Source organism: Nocardioides sp. JCM 18998, from assembly GCF_055391535.1.
On record NZ_AP043886.1, the window covers coordinates 1,112,804 to 1,133,713 of the forward strand.

General features: G+C 71.3%; 19 protein-coding genes, 2 tRNA genes and 1 other RNA gene. 10 read left to right on the plus strand and 12 right to left on the minus strand.

All coding sequences use genetic code 11. The features are described 5' to 3' along the window. The first annotated feature begins 189 nt into the window (after positions 1–189). Positions 190–2,586: a transglycosylase domain-containing protein gene (locus ACZ5L9_RS05315; RefSeq protein ID WP_464534633.1), complete on the plus strand. Its 2,397-nt coding sequence runs from the start codon at positions 190–192 to the stop codon at positions 2,584–2,586. Between the two features lie 87 nt (positions 2,587–2,673). On the opposite strand, the gene ACZ5L9_RS05320 is transcribed toward ACZ5L9_RS05315, so the two are convergent. Further along, complete coding sequence (locus ACZ5L9_RS05320; RefSeq protein ID WP_464534636.1) at positions 2,674–3,126, minus strand: GatB/YqeY domain-containing protein; 453 nt, start codon at positions 3,124–3,126, stop codon at positions 2,674–2,676. Positions 3,127–3,152: 26 nt separating this feature from the next. Here ACZ5L9_RS05320 and ACZ5L9_RS05325 point away from each other — a divergent pair, with 26 nt between their 5' ends. The 3 genes from ACZ5L9_RS05325 (at position 3,153) to ACZ5L9_RS05335 (ending at position 5,837) form a co-directional block, all read left to right on the plus strand. Beyond that, positions 3,153–4,064: a metallophosphoesterase gene (locus ACZ5L9_RS05325; protein WP_464534638.1), complete on the plus strand. Its 912-nt coding sequence runs from the start codon at positions 3,153–3,155 to the stop codon at positions 4,062–4,064. 67 nt (positions 4,065–4,131) lie between these two features. Beyond that, positions 4,132–4,208: transfer RNA gene (locus ACZ5L9_RS05330), tRNA-Pro, on the plus strand. Between the two features lie 78 nt (positions 4,209–4,286). Then, positions 4,287–5,837, plus strand: a complete 1,551-nt coding sequence (locus tag ACZ5L9_RS05335; protein WP_464534641.1) for an acyl-CoA carboxylase subunit beta — start codon at positions 4,287–4,289, stop codon at positions 5,835–5,837. A gap of 111 nt (positions 5,838–5,948) precedes the next feature. On the opposite strand, the gene ACZ5L9_RS05340 is transcribed toward ACZ5L9_RS05335, so the two are convergent. After that, on the minus strand, positions 5,949–6,533 hold the full coding sequence (locus ACZ5L9_RS05340; protein WP_464534643.1) for an LOG family protein: 585 nt from the start codon (positions 6,531–6,533) through the stop codon (positions 5,949–5,951). An 85-nt stretch (positions 6,534–6,618) separates the two neighbouring features. Here ACZ5L9_RS05340 and ACZ5L9_RS05345 point away from each other — a divergent pair, with 85 nt between their 5' ends. Both ACZ5L9_RS05345 and ACZ5L9_RS05350 read left to right on the plus strand, forming a co-directional pair. Continuing rightward, positions 6,619–7,794, plus strand: coding sequence for a glycoside hydrolase family 6 protein (locus ACZ5L9_RS05345; RefSeq protein ID WP_464534646.1), 1,176 nt, complete (start codon positions 6,619–6,621; stop codon positions 7,792–7,794). A gap of 65 nt (positions 7,795–7,859) precedes the next feature. After that, on the plus strand, positions 7,860–8,615 hold the full coding sequence (locus ACZ5L9_RS05350) for a hypothetical protein (RefSeq protein WP_464534649.1): 756 nt from the start codon (positions 7,860–7,862) through the stop codon (positions 8,613–8,615). Between the two features lie 65 nt (positions 8,616–8,680). Here the strand turns inward: ACZ5L9_RS05350 and ACZ5L9_RS05355 are convergent, their stop codons facing one another. From ACZ5L9_RS05355 to ACZ5L9_RS05380, 6 genes are read right to left on the minus strand one after another with little or no spacing between them, the layout of a single operon-like run. After that, entirely contained in the window at positions 8,681–9,769 is a 1,089-nt protein-coding gene (locus tag ACZ5L9_RS05355; RefSeq protein ID WP_464534651.1) for an aspartate-semialdehyde dehydrogenase, read from the minus strand. Next, positions 9,766–11,052, minus strand: a complete 1,287-nt coding sequence (locus ACZ5L9_RS05360; protein WP_464534654.1) for an aspartate kinase — start codon at positions 11,050–11,052, stop codon at positions 9,766–9,768. The genes ACZ5L9_RS05355 and ACZ5L9_RS05360 overlap by 4 nt, the downstream gene beginning before the upstream one ends. 44 nt (positions 11,053–11,096) lie before the next feature. After that, positions 11,097–11,681 (minus strand): DUF5063 domain-containing protein, encoded by a 585-nt coding sequence (locus ACZ5L9_RS05365; RefSeq protein ID WP_464534657.1) that lies wholly within the window; start codon positions 11,679–11,681, stop codon positions 11,097–11,099. Positions 11,682–11,712: 31 nt separating this feature from the next. Next, entirely contained in the window at positions 11,713–12,309 is a 597-nt protein-coding gene (recR, locus tag ACZ5L9_RS05370) for a recombination mediator RecR (protein ID WP_464534659.1), read from the minus strand. A 10-nt stretch (positions 12,310–12,319) separates the two neighbouring features. Beyond that, positions 12,320–12,709, minus strand: a complete 390-nt coding sequence (locus tag ACZ5L9_RS05375) for a YbaB/EbfC family nucleoid-associated protein (RefSeq protein WP_464534662.1) — start codon at positions 12,707–12,709, stop codon at positions 12,320–12,322. 25 nt (positions 12,710–12,734) lie between these two features. Further along, complete coding sequence (locus ACZ5L9_RS05380) at positions 12,735–15,032, minus strand: DNA polymerase III subunit gamma and tau (protein ID WP_464534664.1); 2,298 nt, start codon at positions 15,030–15,032, stop codon at positions 12,735–12,737. A 108-nt stretch (positions 15,033–15,140) separates the two neighbouring features. On the opposite strand from ACZ5L9_RS05380, the gene ACZ5L9_RS05385 reads away from it, so the two are divergent. Further along, complete coding sequence (locus ACZ5L9_RS05385; protein ID WP_464534668.1) at positions 15,141–15,995, plus strand: NAD-dependent epimerase/dehydratase family protein; 855 nt, start codon at positions 15,141–15,143, stop codon at positions 15,993–15,995. Between the two features lie 3 nt (positions 15,996–15,998). Here ACZ5L9_RS05385 and ACZ5L9_RS05390 read toward each other — a convergent pair whose 3' ends face one another. The 3 genes from ACZ5L9_RS05390 to ACZ5L9_RS05400 form a co-directional block, all read right to left on the minus strand. Further along, a complete protein-coding gene (locus ACZ5L9_RS05390) occupies positions 15,999–17,165 on the minus strand; it encodes a cation:proton antiporter (protein ID WP_464534671.1) in 1,167 nt (388 codons plus the stop codon). A 24-nt stretch (positions 17,166–17,189) separates the two neighbouring features. Next, positions 17,190–17,279, minus strand: an RNA gene (ffs, locus tag ACZ5L9_RS05395) — signal recognition particle sRNA small type. A gap of 59 nt (positions 17,280–17,338) precedes the next feature. After that, positions 17,339–17,680: a hypothetical protein gene (locus ACZ5L9_RS05400; RefSeq protein WP_464534673.1), complete on the minus strand. Its 342-nt coding sequence runs from the start codon at positions 17,678–17,680 to the stop codon at positions 17,339–17,341. A gap of 38 nt (positions 17,681–17,718) precedes the next feature. On the opposite strand from ACZ5L9_RS05400, the gene ACZ5L9_RS05405 reads away from it, so the two are divergent. Both ACZ5L9_RS05405 and ACZ5L9_RS05410 read left to right on the plus strand, forming a co-directional pair. Continuing rightward, positions 17,719–18,183, plus strand: a complete 465-nt coding sequence (locus tag ACZ5L9_RS05405; protein ID WP_464534677.1) for a MarR family winged helix-turn-helix transcriptional regulator — start codon at positions 17,719–17,721, stop codon at positions 18,181–18,183. Positions 18,184–18,277: 94 nt separating this feature from the next. After that, positions 18,278–18,365, plus strand: a tRNA-Ser gene (locus tag ACZ5L9_RS05410). Between the two features lie 38 nt (positions 18,366–18,403). On the opposite strand, the gene ACZ5L9_RS05415 is transcribed toward ACZ5L9_RS05410, so the two are convergent. After that, positions 18,404–19,369, minus strand: coding sequence for a glutathione S-transferase family protein (locus tag ACZ5L9_RS05415; RefSeq protein WP_464534680.1), 966 nt, complete (start codon positions 19,367–19,369; stop codon positions 18,404–18,406). Between the two features lie 148 nt (positions 19,370–19,517). On the opposite strand from ACZ5L9_RS05415, the gene ACZ5L9_RS05420 reads away from it, so the two are divergent. After that, positions 19,518–20,888 carry a putative bifunctional diguanylate cyclase/phosphodiesterase gene (locus ACZ5L9_RS05420; RefSeq protein WP_464534682.1) on the plus strand — a complete coding sequence of 457 codons (1,371 nt, stop codon included), beginning with the start codon at positions 19,518–19,520 and terminating at the stop codon, positions 20,886–20,888. Positions 20,889–20,910 lie beyond the last annotated feature (22 nt).

Genomic DNA, 20,910 nt, shown 5'->3' on the forward strand with positions numbered 1-20,910 from the left:
CGACCACACCACCGGACTTACCCGTTCGGCCAACCTAAGCGTTACCTGAACGTGGAAGCCAGACTCGTTCGACTCAGCCGCAATAGTCCGATGTGACTAGGCTCCTAGGCACTGTGGTGACCGGGTTCGCACCCGTGACCGTGCTTCGGGAAGCAGAGGCCTCATGGTCTCCCAGGTACCCTGAGCGACATGTCGCAGCAGGTTCCGCCGTCACGCATCCTCAGTCACCTGGGGGTGATGGCGGCGATCTCCGCCGTCCTCGGCGTGGTCGTGGCCGGCATCGCCATCCCGTTCGCCGGGGTGGTCGGCATCGGCGCCCGCGAGGTCGCCAAGACCGTCGACGACCTGCCGGCCGCGTTCGACACCGGCACACTCCCGCAGACGACGCGCATCCTCGATGCCGACGGCAACCTCATCACCACGCTCTACGACCAGAACCGGGTCTACCGGCCGCTGGACCAGATCTCGCGCAACATGACCTCGGCGATCGTGTCGATCGAGGACTACCGCTTCTACCAGCACGGCGCCATCGACCTCAAGGGCACACTGCGCGCGTTCGTCACCAACCAGGCGAACAGCGGCACCGTCCAGGGTGGCTCCTCGATCACCCAGCAGCTGGTCAAGCAGACCCTGCTGACCCAGGCGCAGGCGTCCGGCGACAAGGCCGCGATGAAGGCCGCCACCGCCGACACGTACTCGCGCAAGCTCAAGGAGCTGCGCTACGCGATCGCGCTGGAGCAGGCGCACTCCAAGGACTGGATCCTGGAGCGCTACCTCAACACCGCGTACTTCGGCGACGGCGCGTACGGCGTGCAGGCCGCGGCCCGGCACTACTTCGACGTCAACGCCAACCAGCTCAACCTGAAGCAGAGCGCCCTGCTGGCCGGCCTGGTGAAGAACCCCACCGGCTACGACCCGACCAACTACCCCGACGCCGCGATCGCGCGTCGCAACGTCGTGCTGGACCGTGAGGCCCAGCTGCACGTCATCACCAGCGACCAGGCCGACGAGCTCAAGCAGCAGAAGCTCGGGCTGAAGGTGCAGAAGTCGCAGAACGGCTGCGTGAACGCGACCGCACCGTTCTTCTGCGACTACGTCATCAACACGCTCAAGCAGGACCCCGACCTCGGCGCCACTGTCGCCGACCGGATGAAGTTGCTCACCTCGGGCGGACTCACGATCAAGACCACGCTGGAGACGCCGAACCAGAAGGCCGCCGACGCATCGGTCGCCGACCACGTATATCCCACCGACCCCGCGATCGGCGCGATCGCCGAGGTCGAGCCGGGCACCGGCAAGGTGCTCGCGCTGGCCCAGTCGCGCCCGATGGGCAACGACGCCAAGCACGGCGAGACGTACCTCAACTACACGATCCCCCATGAGCTCGGCGGCGCGGCCGGCTACCAGGCCGGGTCGACCTTCAAGCTCTTCGTGCTGGCGAGCGCCATCGAGGACCACATCCCGACCTCGACCAAGTTCAACTCCCAGTCGCCGATGACCTTCAACCAGGCCGACTACGCGAACTGTGACGGCGCACCGCAGTGGAGCGGCCCCTGGACGGTGCACAACGAGACCGGCACCGGCATCTACGACATGTACACCGGCACCCAGAAGTCGATCAATACCTACTTCACCCAGCTGGAGCAGCTCACCGGCATCTGCCAGCCGTTCGCGCTCGCGAGGCAGATGGGCGTCGACCTGACCAACCCCAACGGGACCGGAGCCGGGAGGCTCGGCGCGGAGCGCACCCCCTCCTTCACCCTCGGCATCGCCGGCGTCAGCCCACTGGAGATGGCGGGCGCGTACGCAACCTTCGCTGCGCGTGGGAAGTTCTGCGAGCCGCAGCCGGTCGCCGAGATCGACGACTCGGCCGGCACCGTGCTGAAGAAGTACACGCCCTCCTGCAAGCAGGTCATGCCCGACTGGGTCGCCGACCAGGTCAACGACATCACCCGTGGCGTCCAGGAGCCGGGCGGCTTCGGCTACGAGCTGGGCCAGACGAATCTCTCCACGGCCGACGGCCGGGTCATCCCGTCCGGCGGCAAGACCGGAACGACCAACGGTGACGCCTCGGTGTGGTTCGACGCGTACACCCCGCAGATCTCGACAGTCGCGATGATCGCCGGCGCGAACAGCTCCGGCCACCCCGACACCCTCGACAACAAGACCGTCGGCGGTCACTTCACCGGATATGAGGCGTCCGGTTCCGGCTTCGCCGGCCCGATGTGGGCCGATGCGATGCATCCGATCCAAGACACGCTTGACCCGATCGACTTCCATCCGATCGACCCCGCAGCCGAGGTCGGGGCCGAGAGCGACGTCCCGAGTGTCAGCGGGCTGAGCGTCACCAAGGCGAAGAACGTCCTCGAGGCGGCGGGCTTCCACGCGACGACGGGCCCTCAGGTCGACTCCGGCTACTCCGAGGGCACCGTGGCCTACGGCTCGCCGTCGGGAACTGCGCCCACCGGCTCCGTGATCATGCTGTATCTCTCCACGGGCCACGAGGCCCCGCCGCCGAAGCAGCCCAGCAAGAGTGGCGCCAGCCACGACAATGGTCGCGGCAACGGCGGCAGCCACGGGCGATAGCTCGCCCGGCCCGGCCGGGCCCTCCTGATCCACGCGACGTCATACGTCCCGCACCGTCGATCGGTGCGGGACGTATGACGTTGTGGACTAGGCGCCGAGTTGGCGGCGTACCTCCGCGGCGACGGCGCCGCCGTCCGCCTTGCCCTTGACCTGCGGGGTGACCACGCCCATCACCTTGCCCATCTCGCGGGGCTCGCTCGCGCCGGTCTGCTGGATCGCCGCGGTGACGATGGCCACGATCTCCTCGGCGGTGAGCTGGGCCGGCAGGTAGTCGGCGATGACCGCCGCCTCGGCGGTCTCCTTGGCGGCCTGCTCGGCACGGCCGCCGTCGGCGAACGCGGTCGCGGCCTCGCGCCGCTTCTTCGCCTCGCTGGACAGCACGGTGATGATCTCGTCGTCGGAGAGCTCGCGGGCGGCCTTGCCGGCGACCTCGGCGTTGGTGATGGCGGTGAGGACCATCCGCAGCGTGCTCGAGCGGATCTCGTCGCGCGCCTTCATCGCCGTGGTCAGGTCGGTACGGATCGTCTCCTTGAGGGTCATGTGTCTCAGTGTGACAGGCTGACGCCATGCGGCTCCGCTCGGTTTTCGGCACGACCCTGGGTGCCGGCGCGCTCGCCGGAGCCGCGCTCACCGTCTACGGCCTGTGGGAGGCGCGGCAGTACACGCTGCGCGAGGTGACCGTGCCGGTGCTGCCGCCCGGCGCCGAGCCGCTGCGGGTGCTGCACCTCTCCGACATCCACCTGGTGCCGAACCAGCGGCGCAAGCGCGACTGGCTGGCCGGGCTGATGCTGCTGCGTCCGGACCTCGTGGTCGACACCGGCGACAACCTGGCCCACCAGGGCTCGGTGGAGCCGCTGGTCGACGCCTTCGGCGCCCTGCTCGACGTGCCGGGGGTGTTCGTACACGGCTCCAACGACTACTTCGAGCCGCGGCTGCGCAACCCGTTGCGCTACCTGCTGCCCGACGACGGCAAGCGGCACACCGACGTGCCGCAGCTGCCGTGGCGCGACCTGTCGGCGCGCTTCACGGAGGCGGGCTGGACCGATCTCACCAACACCCGCGCGCGCCTGACCGTGAAGGGCATCGACATCGCGTTCGCCGGCGTCGACGACCCGCACCTGCGCTACGACCGGCTGGATGCGGTGGCCGGCCCCGCACCGGCCGACGCGGACCTGCGACTGGGGGTCACCCACGCGCCGTACCTGCGTGTCCTCGACCAGTTCGAGAGCGACGGGTACGACGCCATCCTGGCCGGGCACACCCACGGCGGGCAGGTCTGCCTGCCCCAGCTGCACGGGCGGGGTCGAGCCCTCACCACCAACTGCGACCTCGACCCGGCCCGGGCCCGTGGGCTGCACCATCACGGCGACGCCTGGCTGCACGTCTCGGCCGGCCTCGGGAGCTCGCCGTACACGCGGGTCCGGGTGGCCTGCCGGCCCGAGGCGACCCTCCTGACGTTGACCCCGCGCCCGGATTAGAGGTCCGGCCACCGGCTCGGCTATGCTCACGTCTCGTTGCTCGGCGGTTCGCCGCAGAGGAACGGATCGGGATGTGGCGCAGCTTGGTAGCGCGCTTCGTTCGGGACGAAGAGGCCGCAGGTTCAAATCCTGTCATCCCGACCACTTCACTTCAGCCGCGGAGATCTCCGCGGCTGAAGTCATTTCCGGGTCCCGGCGCGAATTCAGGGCAGAGTGTCCCGCGTGACGTACGACGAACCGCTCCCGCACGAGACCGCGCTGGGCGCCGTGCTCGACGACGGCCGCCCCGACGCGGTCGCGAAGCAGCACGCCCGCGGCAAGCTGACCGCCCGCGAGCGGATCACGGCGCTGGTGGACGCGGACACGTTCCGCGAGATCGGCGCGCTGACCGCGGGGACAGGGCCGGACGGGAGGCCGGTGCCGGCCGACGGCGTGGTGTGCGGCACCGGCGACATCGACGAGCGACCGGTCGTGGTGATCGCCAGCGACTTCACCGCCGCGGGCGGATCCAGCGGTGCGGTCGGCAACCAGAAGATCGAGCGGGTGTGCACGATCGCCGCCACGCGAGGCATCCCGGTGGTGATGCTGATGGACGGCGGCGGGCACCGCATCCACGAGGGCCTGGACGCCAAGGAGTTCGCGATCGGCGTCGACGTGCAGCACCTGCACACCCGGTTGTCGGGCTGGGTGCCGATGGTCGCGGCGATCCTCGGGCCGGGCTTCGGCGCCCCGACGCTGACCGCGTCGCTGTGCGACTACGTCGTCGCGGTGCGCGGCATCGCCACCCTCGGGATGGCGCCACCACCGCTGGTGAAGGCGGCGACCGGCGAGCTCCTCGGCGACGACGTCAGCGGCCCGGACGCGCAGGCCGCGTTCGGCAACCTGGACGCAGCGGTGGACAGCGAGGCGGAGGCGTTCGACGCGATCCGGATCTACCTCGACGCCCTGCCGAGCAACGCCGCGGCGCCGCTGCCGATCCGTACGGCGGAGCGACCGGCTCCTCGGGCCGCCGCCGCGCTCGACGCCACCGTGAGCGCGGACCCGCGCGCCGCCTACGACATGTACGACGTCCTCGCCGGCCTGGTCGACGAGGACAGCGAGGTCGACCTGCGGCCCGCGTACGCGCCGAACATGGTGACGATGCTGGCCCGCGTCGAGGGTCATCCGATCGGGATCGTGGCCAGCCAGCCGGCCATGCGCGCCGGCCAGCTCGACGCGGCGGCGTGCGCGAAGGCGTCGCGGCTGATCTCGCTGTGCGACGCGTACGGCATCCCGGTCCTCACCGTCATCGACCTGCCCGGCCTCGCGGTCGGCATCGAGGCCGAGCGCTCCGGGCTGGGCCGGGCGAGCATCCGGCTCGCGGCCGCGTACGGCGCCGCCACCGTGCCCTTGCTGACCGTGGTCGCGCGCAAGGGGTACGGCGGCGGCTACGTGATGCTCTCGGGCGGGCGGACCTTCTCCCCCGAGCTGGTCGTCGGCTGGCCGCACGCGGAGACGGCGGTGATGGCGGCCGAGACCGCCGTCGAGCTGGTCTTCAAGCGCGACCTGGAGGCCACCGCCGACCACGCGGAGCGCGCGGCGCGGAAGCAGGAGATCGTGGCCGCGTTCGACGACCGGGCGAGTGCGGTGCGCGGCGCCGAGGGCTTCGGCTACGACGCCGTCATCCGGCCCTCGCAGACCCGGGCATGGCTCGCCGACCTGCTGCCCCAGCTGCCGCGACACCGGCTGATGGAGACGCTCACCCCGCGGCGCCACGGTGTGGAGCCGCTGTAGCCGGGTGCTGGTCCATCGAGGTATGTAGTCGAACCGACACTTCCCACGGTGAGTTCCGCACGGGAAGTGCCGGTTGGCCTGCATACCTCGACGAACCGACACCGACCGGCGTCAGCCCTTGAGCTTGTCCTGGAACTGCACCGCGCGGCGCCGGGCAAGGCCGGCCAAGGCGTCGTCGAGCGAGTCGGCGACGACCGCGTCGTCGATCACGTCCTGGCGCAGGAAGCCGGCCGCGACCATGCCCTGGAGGGCGGCCAGGAGGGGACGCCAGAAGCCGCCGACGTCGAGGAAGCAGACGGGGTCGTCGTTGAAGCCGATCTGGCGCCAACTCCAGACCTCGACGATCTCCTCGAGGGTGCCGAGCCCGCCGGGCAGCGCGATGAAGGCGTCGCAGAGCTCGGCCATCAGCGCCTTGCGCTCGTGCATCGTCTCCACGACGTGCAGCTCGGTCAGGTCGTCGCGGCCCCACTCGCGCTCCACCATCGAGCGCGGGATCACACCGACCACCTCGCCGCCGGCGCTGAGGGCGCCGTCCGCGACGGCGCCCATCAGGCCATAGCCCCCGGCGCCGTAGACGAGCCCGATCCCGCGCTCGGCGAGCCCGCGACCGATGTCGTACGCGGTGCGCATCATCGCCTCGTCGTGACCTGGCGAGGAGCCGCAGAAGACGGCGACGCGGCGGAGCTCGGCTGGCATGTGGGAAGAGTAGCCAACTGCGCGTCGCCGGAGCGTCTGAGGCGTTCGGCTCACCTGTACGGGGACGTCCGCCGATGCAGACAGGGTGAGAATCCGCATCACCGCCCTCGTCGTCGCCCTGCTCGCGCTGGCCGCGTGCCTCGCCGGCACCCTCGGGACCGGCGGCGGAGCCGGCGCGGCGCAACCCCTCGGCGCCCGGGTGAAGGCGACCACGACGTACGACGTGGACATGAGCGGCACGCCGTTGGCGCAGAACCCCAGCAACCCGCTGGCCGGCGGCACATGGAGCGTGAACGAGGGCTACTGGGACCAGGGACTCTTCTCCGCATGGGAGCGCGCCACCGGCACCGCGAAGGCCTACCTGGCCAAGTCGGCGCTGCAGCCCAAGGCGCTGTGGTTCACCCTCGGCAACTCGGGCCGCAGCTCGACGGCGGTGGCCGACTACATCGCCACCGAGCAGCACGGCGACCCGAATGTGCTGGTGCAGCTCGCCGTCTTCGGCATCTGGGGCTACCGGGGCGAGGCGCAGCGGCTCAAGACCCGGTTGAGCGCCCAGGAGGTCGCCGGGTACCGGGCCTGGATCCGCTCGATCTCGAGCCAGATCGGCGACGCCCGGGTCGCGATGATCCTCGAACCCGACCTGGCCCTCGCGGTGAACCGGCGCGACCTGCCGAAGAACCAGCGGACCAAGGGCTGGAAGGCCCGCCAGCTGCTCGCCGCGTACGCCGCGAAGACGTTCCACGACAACAACCCCCGCGCGGCCGTCTACCTCGACGCGGGCGACGCGGACTGGCTCACCACCGCCCAGGCGGTCGACCTGCTCGAGCGCTCGGGCATCCAGTACGCCCGCGGCTTCGCGCTCGGCGCCACCCACTACTCCTCGACCCAGTCCGACATCGCCCGTAGCGCCGTCCTGGCCGGCGCGCTCGCCGCGCAGGGGATCAGGAGCCACGCGGTCATCGACACGGCCGACAACGGCCGCGCGTTCACCTATCAGCAGTTCTACGCCGCGCACCCGGCGTCCCTCTTCGACAACTCCTACCCCTGCGCCGGCCCGCGGTCCACGGTGTGCAACGCCCTCGGCGTCCCGCCGACGTGGAAGGTCGCCACCACGGCCCTGCCGCTGACGGGCTCGGAGAAGGCGACCGCGGCGACCTACGTCGACGGATACCTCTGGTTCGGGCGGCCGTGGCTCAAGGACCAGGCCACGCCGTTCCAGAAGCGGAAGGCGATCCTGGCGGGTAAGTACTCGCCGTTCTGATCCGACGCACTGCGCCACGAGGCACTTCACCACCTAGAACGCGTTCTCGATGCAACACTGTCCGAATGAACGACGACGCCGAGTCCAAGCTCGCCGCGCCGAAGCTCTTCGGGCGCAAGAAGCGAGCCGGTACGCCCCTTGCGGCGCCCGAGCCGGAGCCGGCTGCCGAGCCGGCTGCCGAGCCGGTTGCTGAGCCGGTTGCCGAGCCGGTGACCGAGTCCGCCGCTGAGCCCGACCAGGCAGCGGCGGCCGAGCCCGTCACCGTGCCGGCGCGCGAGCCGGAGATCGTCGGCGAACCCGCGCCGCGGGAGGCGTCCAAGCCACCCGAGGTCGCGGGGCCGGCGAAGGCCGCGAAGCAGCCCGAGCCCGCGAAGCCCGCTCCGGCTCCGAAGCCGCCGCGCGAGCGCCCGACCCTGCCCGCCGTGAGCGGGATGCAGATCGCCGGGATCGCCGGGATCCTGGTCGGCCTGTTCCTGGTCCTGGCCTCGTACGGCTCGCTGCACGCCTGCGCGGCGGTCCGCGGCACGGACACCTGCGGGGGCAAGGCCGGCTTCCCCCTGCTGCTCGCGATCGGCGTGGTGGCCGTGGTCGGCGGCGGTACGCTGCTGCGCCTCTTCGGGGTCCGCTCCCCGATGGGCGACAGCTTCCTCGCGGTCGCGCTCATCGCCGTCGTGACGGTGCTCTTCCTCAACGACCACTACGAGGCGTGGTGGATGCTGATCGCCATCCCGGTGCTCGGCCTCGTCGCCTTCCTGCTGTCGCACTGGGTGAGCGTCACCTACATCGACCCCGCAGAGGACCCTGCCGACGACGGCGAATGAGAAGCAAAGAACCGCCGAGTCGGCGCATCTTGTGCAGACTCGGCGGTTCTCCGTGCAAAGTCGACTCAGAGCTGCGCGGCGACGATCTCCGCGAGCTGGACGGTGTTGAGCGCCGCACCCTTGCGCAGGTTGTCGCCCGAGACGAACAGCGCGAGACCGCGCTTGCCGGGGACGCCCTCGTCCTGACGGATGCGCCCGACGTACGACGGGTCCTTCCCGGCGGCCTGGAGCGGGTTCGGGATCTCCGAGACCTCGACGCCCTCGGCGCCCCGCAGGATCTCGATCGCCCTCTCCGGCGTCATCTCGGCGCCGAACTCGGCGTTGATCGACAGCGAGTGGCCGGTGAAGACCGGGACGCGGACGTTCGTCGCCGAGACGAGCAGCTCGGGCAGGCCGAGGATCTTGCGGGACTCGTTGCGGAGCTTCTGCTCCTCGTCGGTCTCGTTGAGGCCGTCCTCGACGAGGTTGCCGGCGAACGGCAGCACGTTGTACGCGATGGTGCGCTTGTAGACGCCCGGCTCCGGGAAGGCCACGGCCTCGCCGTCGTACGCGAGCTCACGCGCCTTGTCGCCCGCGAAGGCGACGCCGTCGGCCAGCTCGGCCACACCGGCGATGCCGGAGCCGGAGACGGCCTGGTAGGTCGAGACGATGAGGCGCTGGAGGCCGGCCGCGTCGTGCAGCGGCTTCAGCACCGGCATCGCGGCCATGGTGGTGCAGTTGGGGTTGGCGATGATGCCTCGCCCGGCGGCGATGACCTCGGCGGCGGCCTCCGGGTTGACCTCGGAGACGACCAGCGGGATCGACGGGTCCTTGCGGAAGGCACTCGAGTTGTCGATCACGATGACGCCGGCCTCGACGAACTTCGGGGCGAGCGCGCGCGAGGCGGTGGCGCCGGCGCTGAAGAGCGCGATGTCCAGCCCGGCCAAGGACTCGGCGTCGGCGACGTTCGCATCCTCGACCACGACGTCGCGGCCCTCGTAGACCAGCGTGGTGCCGGCCGACTTCGGCGAGGAGAAGAGCCGGATCTCGCCGACCGGGAAGCTGCGCTCGGCGAGGATCTGGCGCATCGCGACGCCGACCTGACCGGTCGCGCCGACGATGCCGATGTTGATGGGCCGGTTGGAGCCGCCGCCCTGAGCCTGTCGAAGGGTCATCGGCCGGTACCTCCGTAGACGACGGCCTCGATCTCGTCGGAGCCGAGGTCGAAGGCGGCGTGCGCGGCGTTGACCGCGTCCGCGACCTGCGTCTCGGTGACGACGACCGAGACACGGATCTCCGAGGTGGAGATCATCTCGATGTTCACACCGGCGTCGGAGAGCGCCTGGAAGAACCGGGCGCTGATGCCGGGGGCCGACGACATGCCGGCGCCGACGATGGAGACCTTGCCGACCGAGTCGTCGTACTGCAGGCGGTCGTAGCCGACGGTGTCCTGGAGCCGGGCGAGCGCGGTCATCGCGGCCTGCCCCTCGCCGCGCGGCAGCGTGAAGGAGATGTCGGTCAGGCCGGTGGCCGCGGCCGACACGTTCTGGACGATCATGTCGATGTTGGCCTGGGCGTCGGCCAGCGCGCGGAAGATCGAGGCCGCCTCGCCCGGCTTGTCCGGCACGCCGACGATCGTGATCTTCGCCTGGCTGCGGTCGTGCGCGACGCCGGTGATGATGGCAGCTTCCATGGATGTCTCCGTGTCTCCGTGTGCGACGTCCTCGGCCTTGACGACCCAGGTCCCCTCCTTGTCGGAGAAGGAGGACCGGACGTGAATCGGCATGTCGTAGCGGCGCGCGTACTCGACGCAGCGCAGGTGCAGGATCTTGGCGCCCTGGGCGGCCATCTCGAGCGTCTCCTCGTACGAGATGCGCGGGACCTTGCGGGCGCGCGGCTCGATGCGGGGGTCGGCGGTGAAGATGCCGTCCACGTCGGAGTAGATCTCGCAGACGTCGGCCTTCAGCGCGACCGCGAGCGCGACGGCGGTCGTATCGGAGCCGCCGCGGCCCAGCGTGGTGATGTCCTTGGTGGTCTGCGAGACGCCCTGGAAGCCGGCGACGATCGCGATCGCGCCCTCCGCGAGAGCGGCCTCGAGCCGGCCCGGGGTGATGTCGATGATCTTGGCGCGGCCGTGCTCGGCGTCGGTGATGACGCCTGCCTGGGAGCCGGTGAAGGAGCGCGCCTCGTGACCGAGGTCGTGGATCGCCATCGCCAGGACGGCCATCGAGATGCGCTCGCCCGCGGTGAGGAGCATGTCGAGCTCGCGGGCCGGCGGCAGGGGCGAGACCTCGTTGGCGAGGTCGATCAGCTCGTCGGTCGTGTCACCCATCGCGGAGACGACGACCACCACCTGGTGGCCCTGCTTCTTCGTGTTGACGATCCGCTGCGCGACGCGCTTGACGCCTTCGGCGTTAGCGACGGACGAGCCACCGAACTTCTGGACGACGATACCCACGTAAAAGATCCTCGGGGATGTGCAAGGGGAAGGGCCACCGAATTCTATCGGGCGCCGTCCCCCAGCATCTCATCCGCAGCGGCGAGGTCCTCGTCCTCGCCCGTGAACGGCTCGGCGTCGAGGCGGTCGTGGGCGATCACGGTGAGCAGCGCGTTGAGCACCGCGCCGGCCAGGTTGCCCCAGTTGTTGACGTAGCTGAACTGCCACCACCACAGCGCCTCGGCGACGTCACCGAGGCGGTGGTGACGCAGCCCGTTCTCGAGGTCGGTGACGATGCTGGCGACGTCGTCGGAGATCTGGCTGACCACGATCTCCGGCTCGTAGGGGTCGAAGACGAAGCTGTACGTGTCGACGCTGTCCAGGATCGTGGCCAGGCCCATCCGCAGTTCGTCGACGTCGGCCTCCTCGCCCACGTCGGGCTGGAACTCCTCGCGCGGCTGGAAGTCGCTCTGGGCGCCCAGGCGCGCACCGGTCAGGAGGACCTGGCTCACCTCGAGCAGGAGCAGCGGTACGGCGCTGCCACCCTCGCCCGACGCGGCGATGGCGCGGACGGCGAGCAGGAAGCTCTCCACCGAGTCAGCGATCTGGGTCGAGAACTCCTCGCCCTCGCTGGTGACGACACTGGTCATGCCTGGGTCCGCCTTCCTCCGCTGTGCCCGTTCATTCCGCCGTCCTTCGCCCGACGAACGCCCGCCCGAGCGTGACCTCGTCGGCGTACTCCAAGTCTCCGCCCACGGGCAGGCCGCTGGCCAGCCTCGTCACCCGAAGACCGAACGGGCTGAGCTGCCGGGTCAGGTAGGTGGCGGTCGCCTCCCCCTCCAGGTTGGGGTCGGTGGCGAGGATGATCTCGTTGATCTGCGTGTCGGTCAGCCGGCTCATCAGCTCGCGGATGCGGAGCTGGTCGGGGCCGATGCCGTCGATCGGGCTGATCGCGCCGCCGAGCACGTGGTAGCGGCCCTTGAACTCGCGGGTGCGCTCGATCGCGACGACGTCCTTGTACTCCTCCACGACGCAGAGGACGCTCGGGTCGCGCCGAGGATCCCGGCAGATCCGGCAGGTCTCCTCCTCGGAGACGTTGAAGCAGATCGAGCAGAACTTCACCCGCTGCTTGACCTCCACGAGGACGCGCGCGAGCCGCTCCACGTCGGCCGGGTCGGCCTGGAGCAGGTGGAACGCGATCCGCTGCGCACTCTTGGGACCCACGCCCGGCAGCTGACCGAGCTCGTCGATCAGGTCCTGGACGACGCCTTCGTACAAGTGAGTGTCCTTAGAAGCCGAGCTGGCCGGGGGCGCCGGCGCCCGGACCGTCACCCATGCCCGGGAGGCCGGCGGCCAGCGGGCCGAGCTGCTGCTGGGCGAGGGCATCGGCTCGGGACTTGGCGTCGCGGTAGGCGGCGACGATGACCGAGGCGAGGTCCTCGAGCTCGTCGGGGTCGTTGCCGTCGAACTCGCCCTGGCGGATCTCGAGGCCGACGAGCTCGCCGACGCCGCTGACCTTGACCTTGACCGCGCCGCCGGCGACGGTGCCCTCGACGACGGTCTCGGCGAGCTGCTGCTGCGCCGAGGCGATCTGCTGCTGCATCTGCTGGGCCTGCTCCATCAGCGCGTTGAGGTCGAAGCCTCCGCCACCCAGTGCGTCGAACGGGTTCTGCGTCATGACTGTCTCCGTGTCCTTCAGGGGCCTACTGGTGGCGGATCTCTTCGATGATCTGGGCGCCGAGCTCGCGCTGCAGCAGCTCGGTGCCGCCGAGCTGCTCGTCCTCGAACGCCTCGTCGTCGGGGCGTACGTCGGCGTCGCGGGCCGCCAGCTCCTCGGCTCGGCTCTGCTCCGCGGCCCGGGCGTCCAGATCGGGGGCGCCGATCCGGGTCGGCTGGATCGCTTCGCGGGCCGCACGGGAGGCGTCGAAGGCGGGCGCGGGCGGCTGCTCGTCCCAGGGCGGCGGGGGTGCGTCGGCCCCCGCCCACGGCGGCGGAGCCTGATCCGTCGGCGGCTCCGGGGTGGACGGCGGGGGCTGGACGGGCGCCGGCTGGACTGCCGCGGCCTGGGCGGGCGTGTACTGCTCGGGAGCCGCCGGGGCCGCGGCCGGCGGCGCGGCGGGAGCCTCGCCCTGGTGGACGATCGCCTCGATCCGCCACTTGGCGCCGATCACGTCGGTGATCGCCTGCTGGAGGACCGGCTCGTGGTTGCCGCGGGAGAACTGCTCGCGCAGCCCCTGCGTGCCGAAGCCGACGGTCAGGACGTCGCCCTCGAGGCCGACGACCTGGGCGTTGTGGCTGAGCAGGGTCCAGGTCGCCTTGCGCAGGCCGTTGAGCGCGTTGATCACGTCGGGCCACAGGCGGCGTACGTCGACGGCGCCCATGCCGCCGCTGTTCGCGGTCGGTGCGGGCGCTGCGGGCTGGGCGGGCGCGGGCTCCCGAACGGTCGCGGCGGGCGGCGGCGCCCCCCACGGGTCGGGCTGGCGGGTCTCGACAGGCTCGACCACCGGGGCCGCGGGCTGGCGGGTCTCGACAGGCTCGACCACCGGGGCTGCGGGCTGGCGGGTCTCGACAGGCTCGACCACCGGGGCTGCAGGCTGGCGGGTCCCGAAAGGCTCGACCACCGGGGCCGCAGGCTGGCGGGTCTCGACAGGCTCGACCACCGGGGCTGCGGGCTGGCGGGTCTCGACAGACTGGACCCCCGGGACCTGGGGAGCCGGGGCGGCCGCGTCGGCGTGGCCGGGACCGCCGACCGAGGGCCGCAGCACGGGGCGGTCCTGCGCCGGGGGCGCGGCCGGGGCGGCGGGCGCGGCGGTGGGCACCCCGGAGACGGAGAGCCGGCGCTCGATGCGGTCGAGGCGGGCGGCCAGGCCCTCGGCGCCGTGGTCGGCGCCCGGCAGCAACACGCGGGCGCAGATCAGCTCGAGCAGCAGCCGCGGCGCGGTCGCGCCGCGCATCTCGGTCAGGCCGGTGGCGACCAGGTCGGCGGCGCGGCTGAGGTCGTGCGCGCCGAAGCGGGTCGCCTGGGCGACCAGCCGCTCGCCGGCGTCCTCGGAGACGTCGATCAGGCCGGTCGCCGGGGCGTCCGGGACGGCGGAGACGATGACGAGGTCGCGCAGCCGGCGCAGCAGGTCCTCGGTGAAGCGGCGCGGGTCCTGGCCGGTCTCGATCACCTTGTCGACGACGCCGAAGACAGCCGAGCCGTCGCCGGCGGCGAAGGCGTCGATCACCTCGTCGAGCAGGCTGTCGGGGGTGTAGCCGAGCAGGCCGGCCGCCAGGTCGTACGTCACGCCGTCTGGACCCGAGCCGCCGAGCAGCTGGTCCATCACCGACAGGGTGTCGCGGGCGGAGCCGCCGCCGGCCCGGACGACGAGCGGCAGGGCCGCCGGCTCGACCCGTACGCCCTCCTTCTCGCACAGCTCGCCGAGGTAGCTGGTCAGCAGCCGCGGGGGGATGAGCCGGAACGGGTAGTGGTGCGTACGGGAGCGGATGGTCGGGATGACCTTCTCCGGCTCGGTGGTGGCGAAGATGAAGCGGAGGTGCTCCGGCGGCTCCTCGACCAGCTTCAGCAGGGCGTTGAATCCCTGCGTCGAGACCATGTGGGCCTCGTCGATGATGTAGACCTTGTAGCGCGACCTCACCGGCGCGAAGAACGCCTTCTCGCGCAGGTCGCGGGCGTCGTCGACACCACCGTGCGAGGCCGCGTCGATCTCGATCACGTCGATGCTGCCCGGGCCGCCGCGGGCCAGGTCGCGGCAGGACTCGCACTCGCCGCACGGGTCGGCGATCGGCGCCCGCTCGCAGTTGAGTGCGCGCGCCAGGATGCGCGCCGACGTGGTCTTGCCGCAGCCGCGCGGGCCGGAGAAGAGGTAGGCGTGGTTGACCCGGTTGTTCGCCAGCGCGGCACGCAGCGGCGTGGTGACGTGCTCCTGGCCGATGACCTCAGCGAACGTCTCGGGCCGGTACCGGCGGTAGAGGGCGAGGGGCCCCTTCGATGCGTCCACGCATGAACCCTAGACGACCGGGCGAGCGGCGGCGCGCCCGAGGAAGGCAGTGCGCGGGCGTCCCCACCGGACCCGGCCGCGGCGTGACGCTCCACTACCGTGGCGCCTATGAGCGAGCGCGTGATCGTCACCGGCGGATGCGGGAAGCTGGGCCGGGCGGTGGTCGACGATCTGGTCGCGCACGGTCGCCAGGTCGTGGTCCTCGACCGCACCGCGCCGCAGCGCACCGACGTCACGTACGTCCCGGTGGACCTGACCGACTACGCCCAGGTCCTCGACGCCATGCTCGGCGTCGAGGAGCGGTACGACGCCATCGACGCCGTCGTGCACCTCGCGGCCGTCCCGGCGCCGGGGATCGTGGGCGACGCGGCGACCTTCGCGAACAACATGAACGCGACCTACCACGTCTTCCAGGCCGCCCGCCGCTGTGGCGTCACGAACGTGGTGTGGGCCTCGAGCGAGACGGTGCTCGGCCTGCCCTTCGACACCCCGCCGCCGTACGTGCCGGTCGACGAGGAGTACGCCCCGCGCCCGGAGAGCACCTACTCGATGGTCAAGACGCTCGAGGAGACGATGGCCGGCGAGCTGTGCCGCTGGGACCCGGCGCTCAAGATGTACGGCCTGCGCTTCTCCAACGTGATGGAGCCGCAGGACTACGCCGCCTTCCCCACCTACGACGCCGACGCGCGGCTGCGGAAGTGGAACCTGTGGGGCTACATCGACGCCCGCGACGGCGCCCAGGCCGTGCGTCGGGCGCTCGAGCACACCGGCACCGGATGCGAGGTCTTCATCATCGCCAACGGGGACACCGTGATGTCGCGACCGAACGGCGAGCTGCTCGACGAGGTCTTCCCGGACGTCGAGCGCCGCGGCGAGATCGGCGAGCACGACACCCTGCTCTCGATCGCCAAGGCGCGGCGCGTGCTCGGCTACGAGCCGGAGCACGGCTGGCGCGGCCGCTGAGCCTCAGCGGCCCGCGGGCCGCGGCTCGTGGGCCGGCGCCGTCATCCCCACCCGGACGGCGGCCCCGCCGCCGACCACGGCGAGGACGATCGTGACCAGGGCGCCGAGCATCAGGGCGGCCGCCTCGCCGGGGGCCAGGACGCCGAGCTGACCGCCGACGGTCGCCGCCGCGACCGGGACCCCGAGCTGGGCGCAGGCCAGGAGGCCCAGCGGGAGCGGCTGACCGAGGACCCGGCCGCCGAGGACGTGGGTGACGGCGGCTCCGGCGCCGAGGGCGATGCCGAGCGCGATCATGTTCGGGTGGCTGCCGAAGGCGCGCAGGTCCAGGCCGGCGCCGAGCCAGACGAAGAAGAGCGGCCCGAACAGGCCCTCGGTGAGCGCGAAGAGCTGCTTGGCCAGCCGGCGCGGCTCCCCGACCGCCGTGACGGCCAGGCCGAAGGAGAAGCCGGCCAGCATGATCGACACGTGGGTCCACACGGCGAGCGCCGCCAGGCCGAAGAGCACCGCCAGCTGGATCCGCAGCTCGGCGGCGAAGAGCCGCTGCTCGGAGATCGCGTGCAGCGCCCGCCGGGTGCCGTTGCGCTCCAGGTGCCGGAAGAGCAGGAAGACGACGGCGGCCGCCGCGATCACCGCTGCCGCTCCCCCGGCCGCGCGCAGCGCGTGGTGGGGGTCGATCGCGAGCGGGAGCGCGACGATGCAGGCGGCATCCGCGATCGCGATCTGCGGCAGCAGGCCCAGCACCTGCACGCCGCCGAGGCCGAGCGAGTCCACGATCGGCAGGATCAGCGCGGCGCTGGACGAGGCGAGCAGCACGCCGTACAGCGCCGGGTGGTCGCCGTTGCAGACGACGGCGATCAGCCACCCGCCGGCCGCGGAGAGCAGGCCGATCAGGACAGCACGCTGGACACCGCCGCGCAGGGCGGGGCGGATCGCGGGATCCCGTACGGGGACGTGCGTCCCGGCCACGAACATCACCAGCGCGAAGCCGATGTCGGCCAGGAACGTGAACGTCGGATCGCTCGCGTCGAGGTAGCCGAAGCCGGTGCGGCCGATCACGACGCCGGCCAGGAGCTCGCCGAGCACGACCGGCAGGTGCCATCCGCGCGGGTAGGCCAGCAGCGGGCCGAGCAGTCCGAGGACGCCGACGACGGCCAGCTGGGTGAAGGTCACCAGCGGACGCTATCGCCGAAATGCGAAGGCCCCCCACGTACCCGGTAGAGCTCTCCTACCCTTGCTGCCTTCCGGCCCTGGGGGATTCGGCGAGATACCGCCACGTGGGGGGTTGCGGTGGAGTCTAGGCGAGGCTGTCGCCGCCACCCAAAGCCGGGGCGGCCGGCGGAGCCTCAGAGCACCAGGAACAGACCGACGGCGGTCGGCAGCAGGCCGACCAGGAGCCAGGCGTTGCGCGGGTCGCGCTGGTGGATCATCTGGCCGAGGACGACCGCGGCGATGCCGAACAGGCCGGCGATGATGCTGAGCCCGATCTGGCCGCTGCGCTGGTCGGTCATGGTCGCGGCGATCACGATGCCGACGCACAGGTGGGCGATGGTGAAGACGGCCAGGACGGACATGATCCAGCGCTGCACATGGGTCAGCGACTTGTCGTTGACCGGGCGGACCGGGTTGTTCGGGTCCATCAGGTGCCGCGGGCGCTTCTTCACCGGCTGGGTAGGCGTGGTCTCCACGTATTAGTTTGTACACCAACTATTGGTACGCTCACAAAGTGCCAGCGCCCTCCCCGTCCGTGATCTCCGACGCAGCCGACCTGCTCGCCCTCGACCAGCAGGTCTGCTTCGGCCTCGCCGTGGCAGCTCGCTCGGTCATCGGGCTCTACCGCCCGCTCCTCGAACCGCTGGGCCTCACCCACCCCCAGTACCTCGTGATGCTGGCGCTGTGGGAGCAGGAGCCGCGCCGCGTCAGCGCGCTCGCCGACGTCCTCGAGCTCGACCCCGGCACGCTCTCTCCGCTGCTGAAGCGGCTCGAGGCGGCCGGCTACGTCGTACGGGAGCGCGACCGCTCCGACGAGCGCGCGCTCGCCGTCGTGCTCACCGACCGGGGCCGCGGCCTACGCGAGGACGCCCTCGCGATCCCGCCTGCGATCGTCGAGCGGCTGGGTGTTCCGCTGGAGGAGCTGCAGGACCTGCACACCCGCCTGACCCGGCTGATCGCCGCGGCGACCAGCGTCTGAGCGGCCCCGGAGCCGACACGGAGCCGACACGGGAGCCGGCACCGGAGGCCGCCGCAATTCGGCACCCTCCGGGCGCGCCGGTAAGGTACGCGACGGACCTGTCGCCTAGTGGCCTATGGCGCACGGCTGGAATCCGTGTTGGGTGCAAGCCCTCGGGGGTTCGAATCCCCCCAGGTCCGCCAGTCGGAAGAGCCCCTCTCGCGAGGGGCTCTTCTGCGTTTCAGGCCCGGCCGTGCGGCTCGTCCCAGACCGCCGGGTCCGGGCCCTTCGGGACGATGCCCGACGGGTTGATGTCGCTGTGCACGACGTAGTAGTGCGCCTTGATCTGAGCGAAGTCGGTGTTGTCGCGGAACGCCGGGAACGACTGGTAGAGGTCACGGGCGTAGCCCCAGAGGTTCGGCATCTCGGCGAGCTTCTGCCGGTTGCACTTGAAGTGGCCGTGATAGACCGCGTCGAACCGGGCGAGCGTGGTCCACAGCCGTACGTCGGCCTCGGTCAGCCGATCGCCCATCAGGTAGCGCCGGGTCGCGAGTCGCTCCTCGAGCCAGTCGAGAGCGGTCCAGAGCCGGTCGTACGCGGCGTCGTACGACTCCTGCGAGCCGGCGAAGCCGCAGCGGTAGACCCCGTTGTTGACCTCGGTGTAGATCCGCTGCATCACCTCCTCCATCTCCTCACGGAGCTCGGCCGGCCACAGGTCGGGCGCGTCCGCCCGGTGGTGGTCGCGCCACTCGAAGAAGAGGTCGTGGGTGATCCACGGGAAGTCGTTGGTGACGACCTCGCCGCTCGCGATCTCGACGACCGCCGGCACGGTGATCCCGCGCGGATAGTCGGGGAAGCGGGCCAGGTAGGCGTCCTGGAGGAAGTGGATGCCGAGCACGGGGTCCACGCCGTCGGGGTCGAGGTCGAAGGTCCACGAACGCGCGTCGTGGGTCGGGCCGGGCAGGCCGACCGAGAGGGCGTCCTCGAGGCCGAGCAGCTGGCGCACGATCAGGGTGCGGGTCGCCCACGGGCACGCCTTGGCGGCGACCAGCCGGTAGCGCCCCGGCTCGACGGGCCACATCGTGCCCTCGGTCGGGCCGTGCTCGGGGACCCGGGCTCCGGCCGTGATCCGGTCGTCGATGTAGCGGGTGTCGCGGGTGAACTCGCGGCCCTGCTCGACGTACGACGGCGTGTGGTTCTCGCTCATCCGAACTCCTGACGGGGGACCTGTCTAGACCTCATTCAAGGTTCAACGACCTTCTCGTCAACAATGCCACAACGACCGGCTCGCTTTACCTAAGATCGATGCGGGCGGGGGCGCCGGGGGGCACCCTCTTCAGGATCTGCGGAGGGCGGTGAGCGTGGTGTCGAGCGCTCCGCACTGCGAGAACTGCGGTCACGCGGTCGGCGTTCGCGACGACCTGACGGGCGCGCTCAACCGGCGCTCAGCGGTCGACTACCTCCGCACGCTGATCGAGGAGGACGACGAGGGCTCGGGCATCGCGGTGCTCTTCATCGACCTGGGCCAGTTCAAGCAGATCAACGACCGGTTCGGCCACTCCGTGGGCGACGACGTGCTCCGCGTGATGGCCGACCGGTTCAGCAGCCACCTGCGCGGATACGACCTGCTCGCCCGCGTCGGGGGCGATGAGTTCCTCGCCGTCGTCCAGACCGACGGCGACCCCGACGTCGCGGAGCGGGTCGCCGAGCGGCTCAGCGCCGCCGCGCAGGAGCCGGTCGTGATCGACCGCGAGGTGCTGCACCTGACCGCGCACATCGGCATCAGCCTCTCCCCCACCGACGGCGTCGACGCCGCCGAGCTGATCCGCAACGCCGACATCGCCATGTACGAGGCGAAGCGGGCCGGGGAGACCGAGCCGCGCCGCTTCTCCGGCGACCTCCGCGACGAGCGGATCCGCCAGTTCGACCTGCGCCGCCGCGCGACCGAGGCGATCGACCGCCGCGAGCTGCTGCTGCACTACGCGCCGCAGGTCGACATGGCCACGGGCGAGGTCGTCGGTCTCAAGGCCCTGGTGCGCTGGCAGGACCCCCTGCACGGCCTGCGGCGCAGCGGTGACTTCCTCCCCGCGATGGAGGCCGCGGGCCTGTACCCGCGGCTCACCCGCTACATCCTGGACCTGGCCTGCCGGGAGATCGCCGACCTCGGCGAGTCCGGCGAGATCGACGTGCCGGTCGCGGTCAGCGTCTTCCCGTCCTGCTTCACCAGTCGTGGGTTCGTCGACTACGTCGAGGAGACCCTGGTGGCCAACCAGCTCCCGGCCGAGCGGCTCGAGATCGAGCTGACCGAGACCGGGCCGATCTCAGCGCTGGCCACCGCCCAGGACCACGCCGAGGCGCTGTACGACCTCGGCGTGGGGATCGCGATGGACGACTTCGGCACCGGCTTCTCCTCGATCGCGCGGCTGCGTGCGTACCGCTTCTCCACGCTCAAGATCGATCAGACCTTCATCGACAACATCCCCGGCACCGACCAGGACACCGCGCTCATCACCGGCATGCTGGCCATCGCGCGCGGCCTGGAGATGCGGGCCGTGGCCGAGGGCGTGGCGACGCCCGAGCAGCGCGACCACCTCCTGGCCGCCGGCTGCCGGATCGCCCAGGGTCCGCTCTACGCGCCGGCGATGCCGCTGGCCGAGCTGCGCAGCTGGCTCGGCCGTACCGTCCCGGCGCCGCGCCGCTCGGAGGATCAGCACCAAGAGGTGTGACCGCTTGGCGCGGCATGCCACG

Coding starts and splice junctions, on each gene's coding strand:
- ACZ5L9_RS05350 (WP_464534649.1), top strand. CDS start 7,860: ATGAACGACGACGCCGAGTCCAAGCTCGCCGCGCCGAAGCTCTTCGGG.
- ACZ5L9_RS05375 (WP_464534662.1), bottom strand. CDS start 12,709: ATGACGCAGAACCCGTTCGACGCACTGGGTGGCGGAGGCTTCGACCTC.
- ACZ5L9_RS05385 (WP_464534668.1), top strand. CDS start 15,141: ATGAGCGAGCGCGTGATCGTCACCGGCGGATGCGGGAAGCTGGGCCGG.
- ACZ5L9_RS05340 (WP_464534643.1), bottom strand. CDS start 6,533: ATGCCAGCCGAGCTCCGCCGCGTCGCCGTCTTCTGCGGCTCCTCGCCA.
- ACZ5L9_RS05365 (WP_464534657.1), bottom strand. CDS start 11,681: ATGACCAGTGTCGTCACCAGCGAGGGCGAGGAGTTCTCGACCCAGATC.
- ACZ5L9_RS05315 (WP_464534633.1), top strand. CDS start 190: ATGTCGCAGCAGGTTCCGCCGTCACGCATCCTCAGTCACCTGGGGGTG.
- ACZ5L9_RS05325 (WP_464534638.1), top strand. CDS start 3,153: ATGCGGCTCCGCTCGGTTTTCGGCACGACCCTGGGTGCCGGCGCGCTC.
- ACZ5L9_RS05415 (WP_464534680.1), bottom strand. CDS start 19,369: ATGAGCGAGAACCACACGCCGTCGTACGTCGAGCAGGGCCGCGAGTTC.
- ACZ5L9_RS05355 (WP_464534651.1), bottom strand. CDS start 9,769: ATGACCCTTCGACAGGCTCAGGGCGGCGGCTCCAACCGGCCCATCAAC.
- ACZ5L9_RS05320 (WP_464534636.1), bottom strand. CDS start 3,126: ATGACCCTCAAGGAGACGATCCGTACCGACCTGACCACGGCGATGAAG.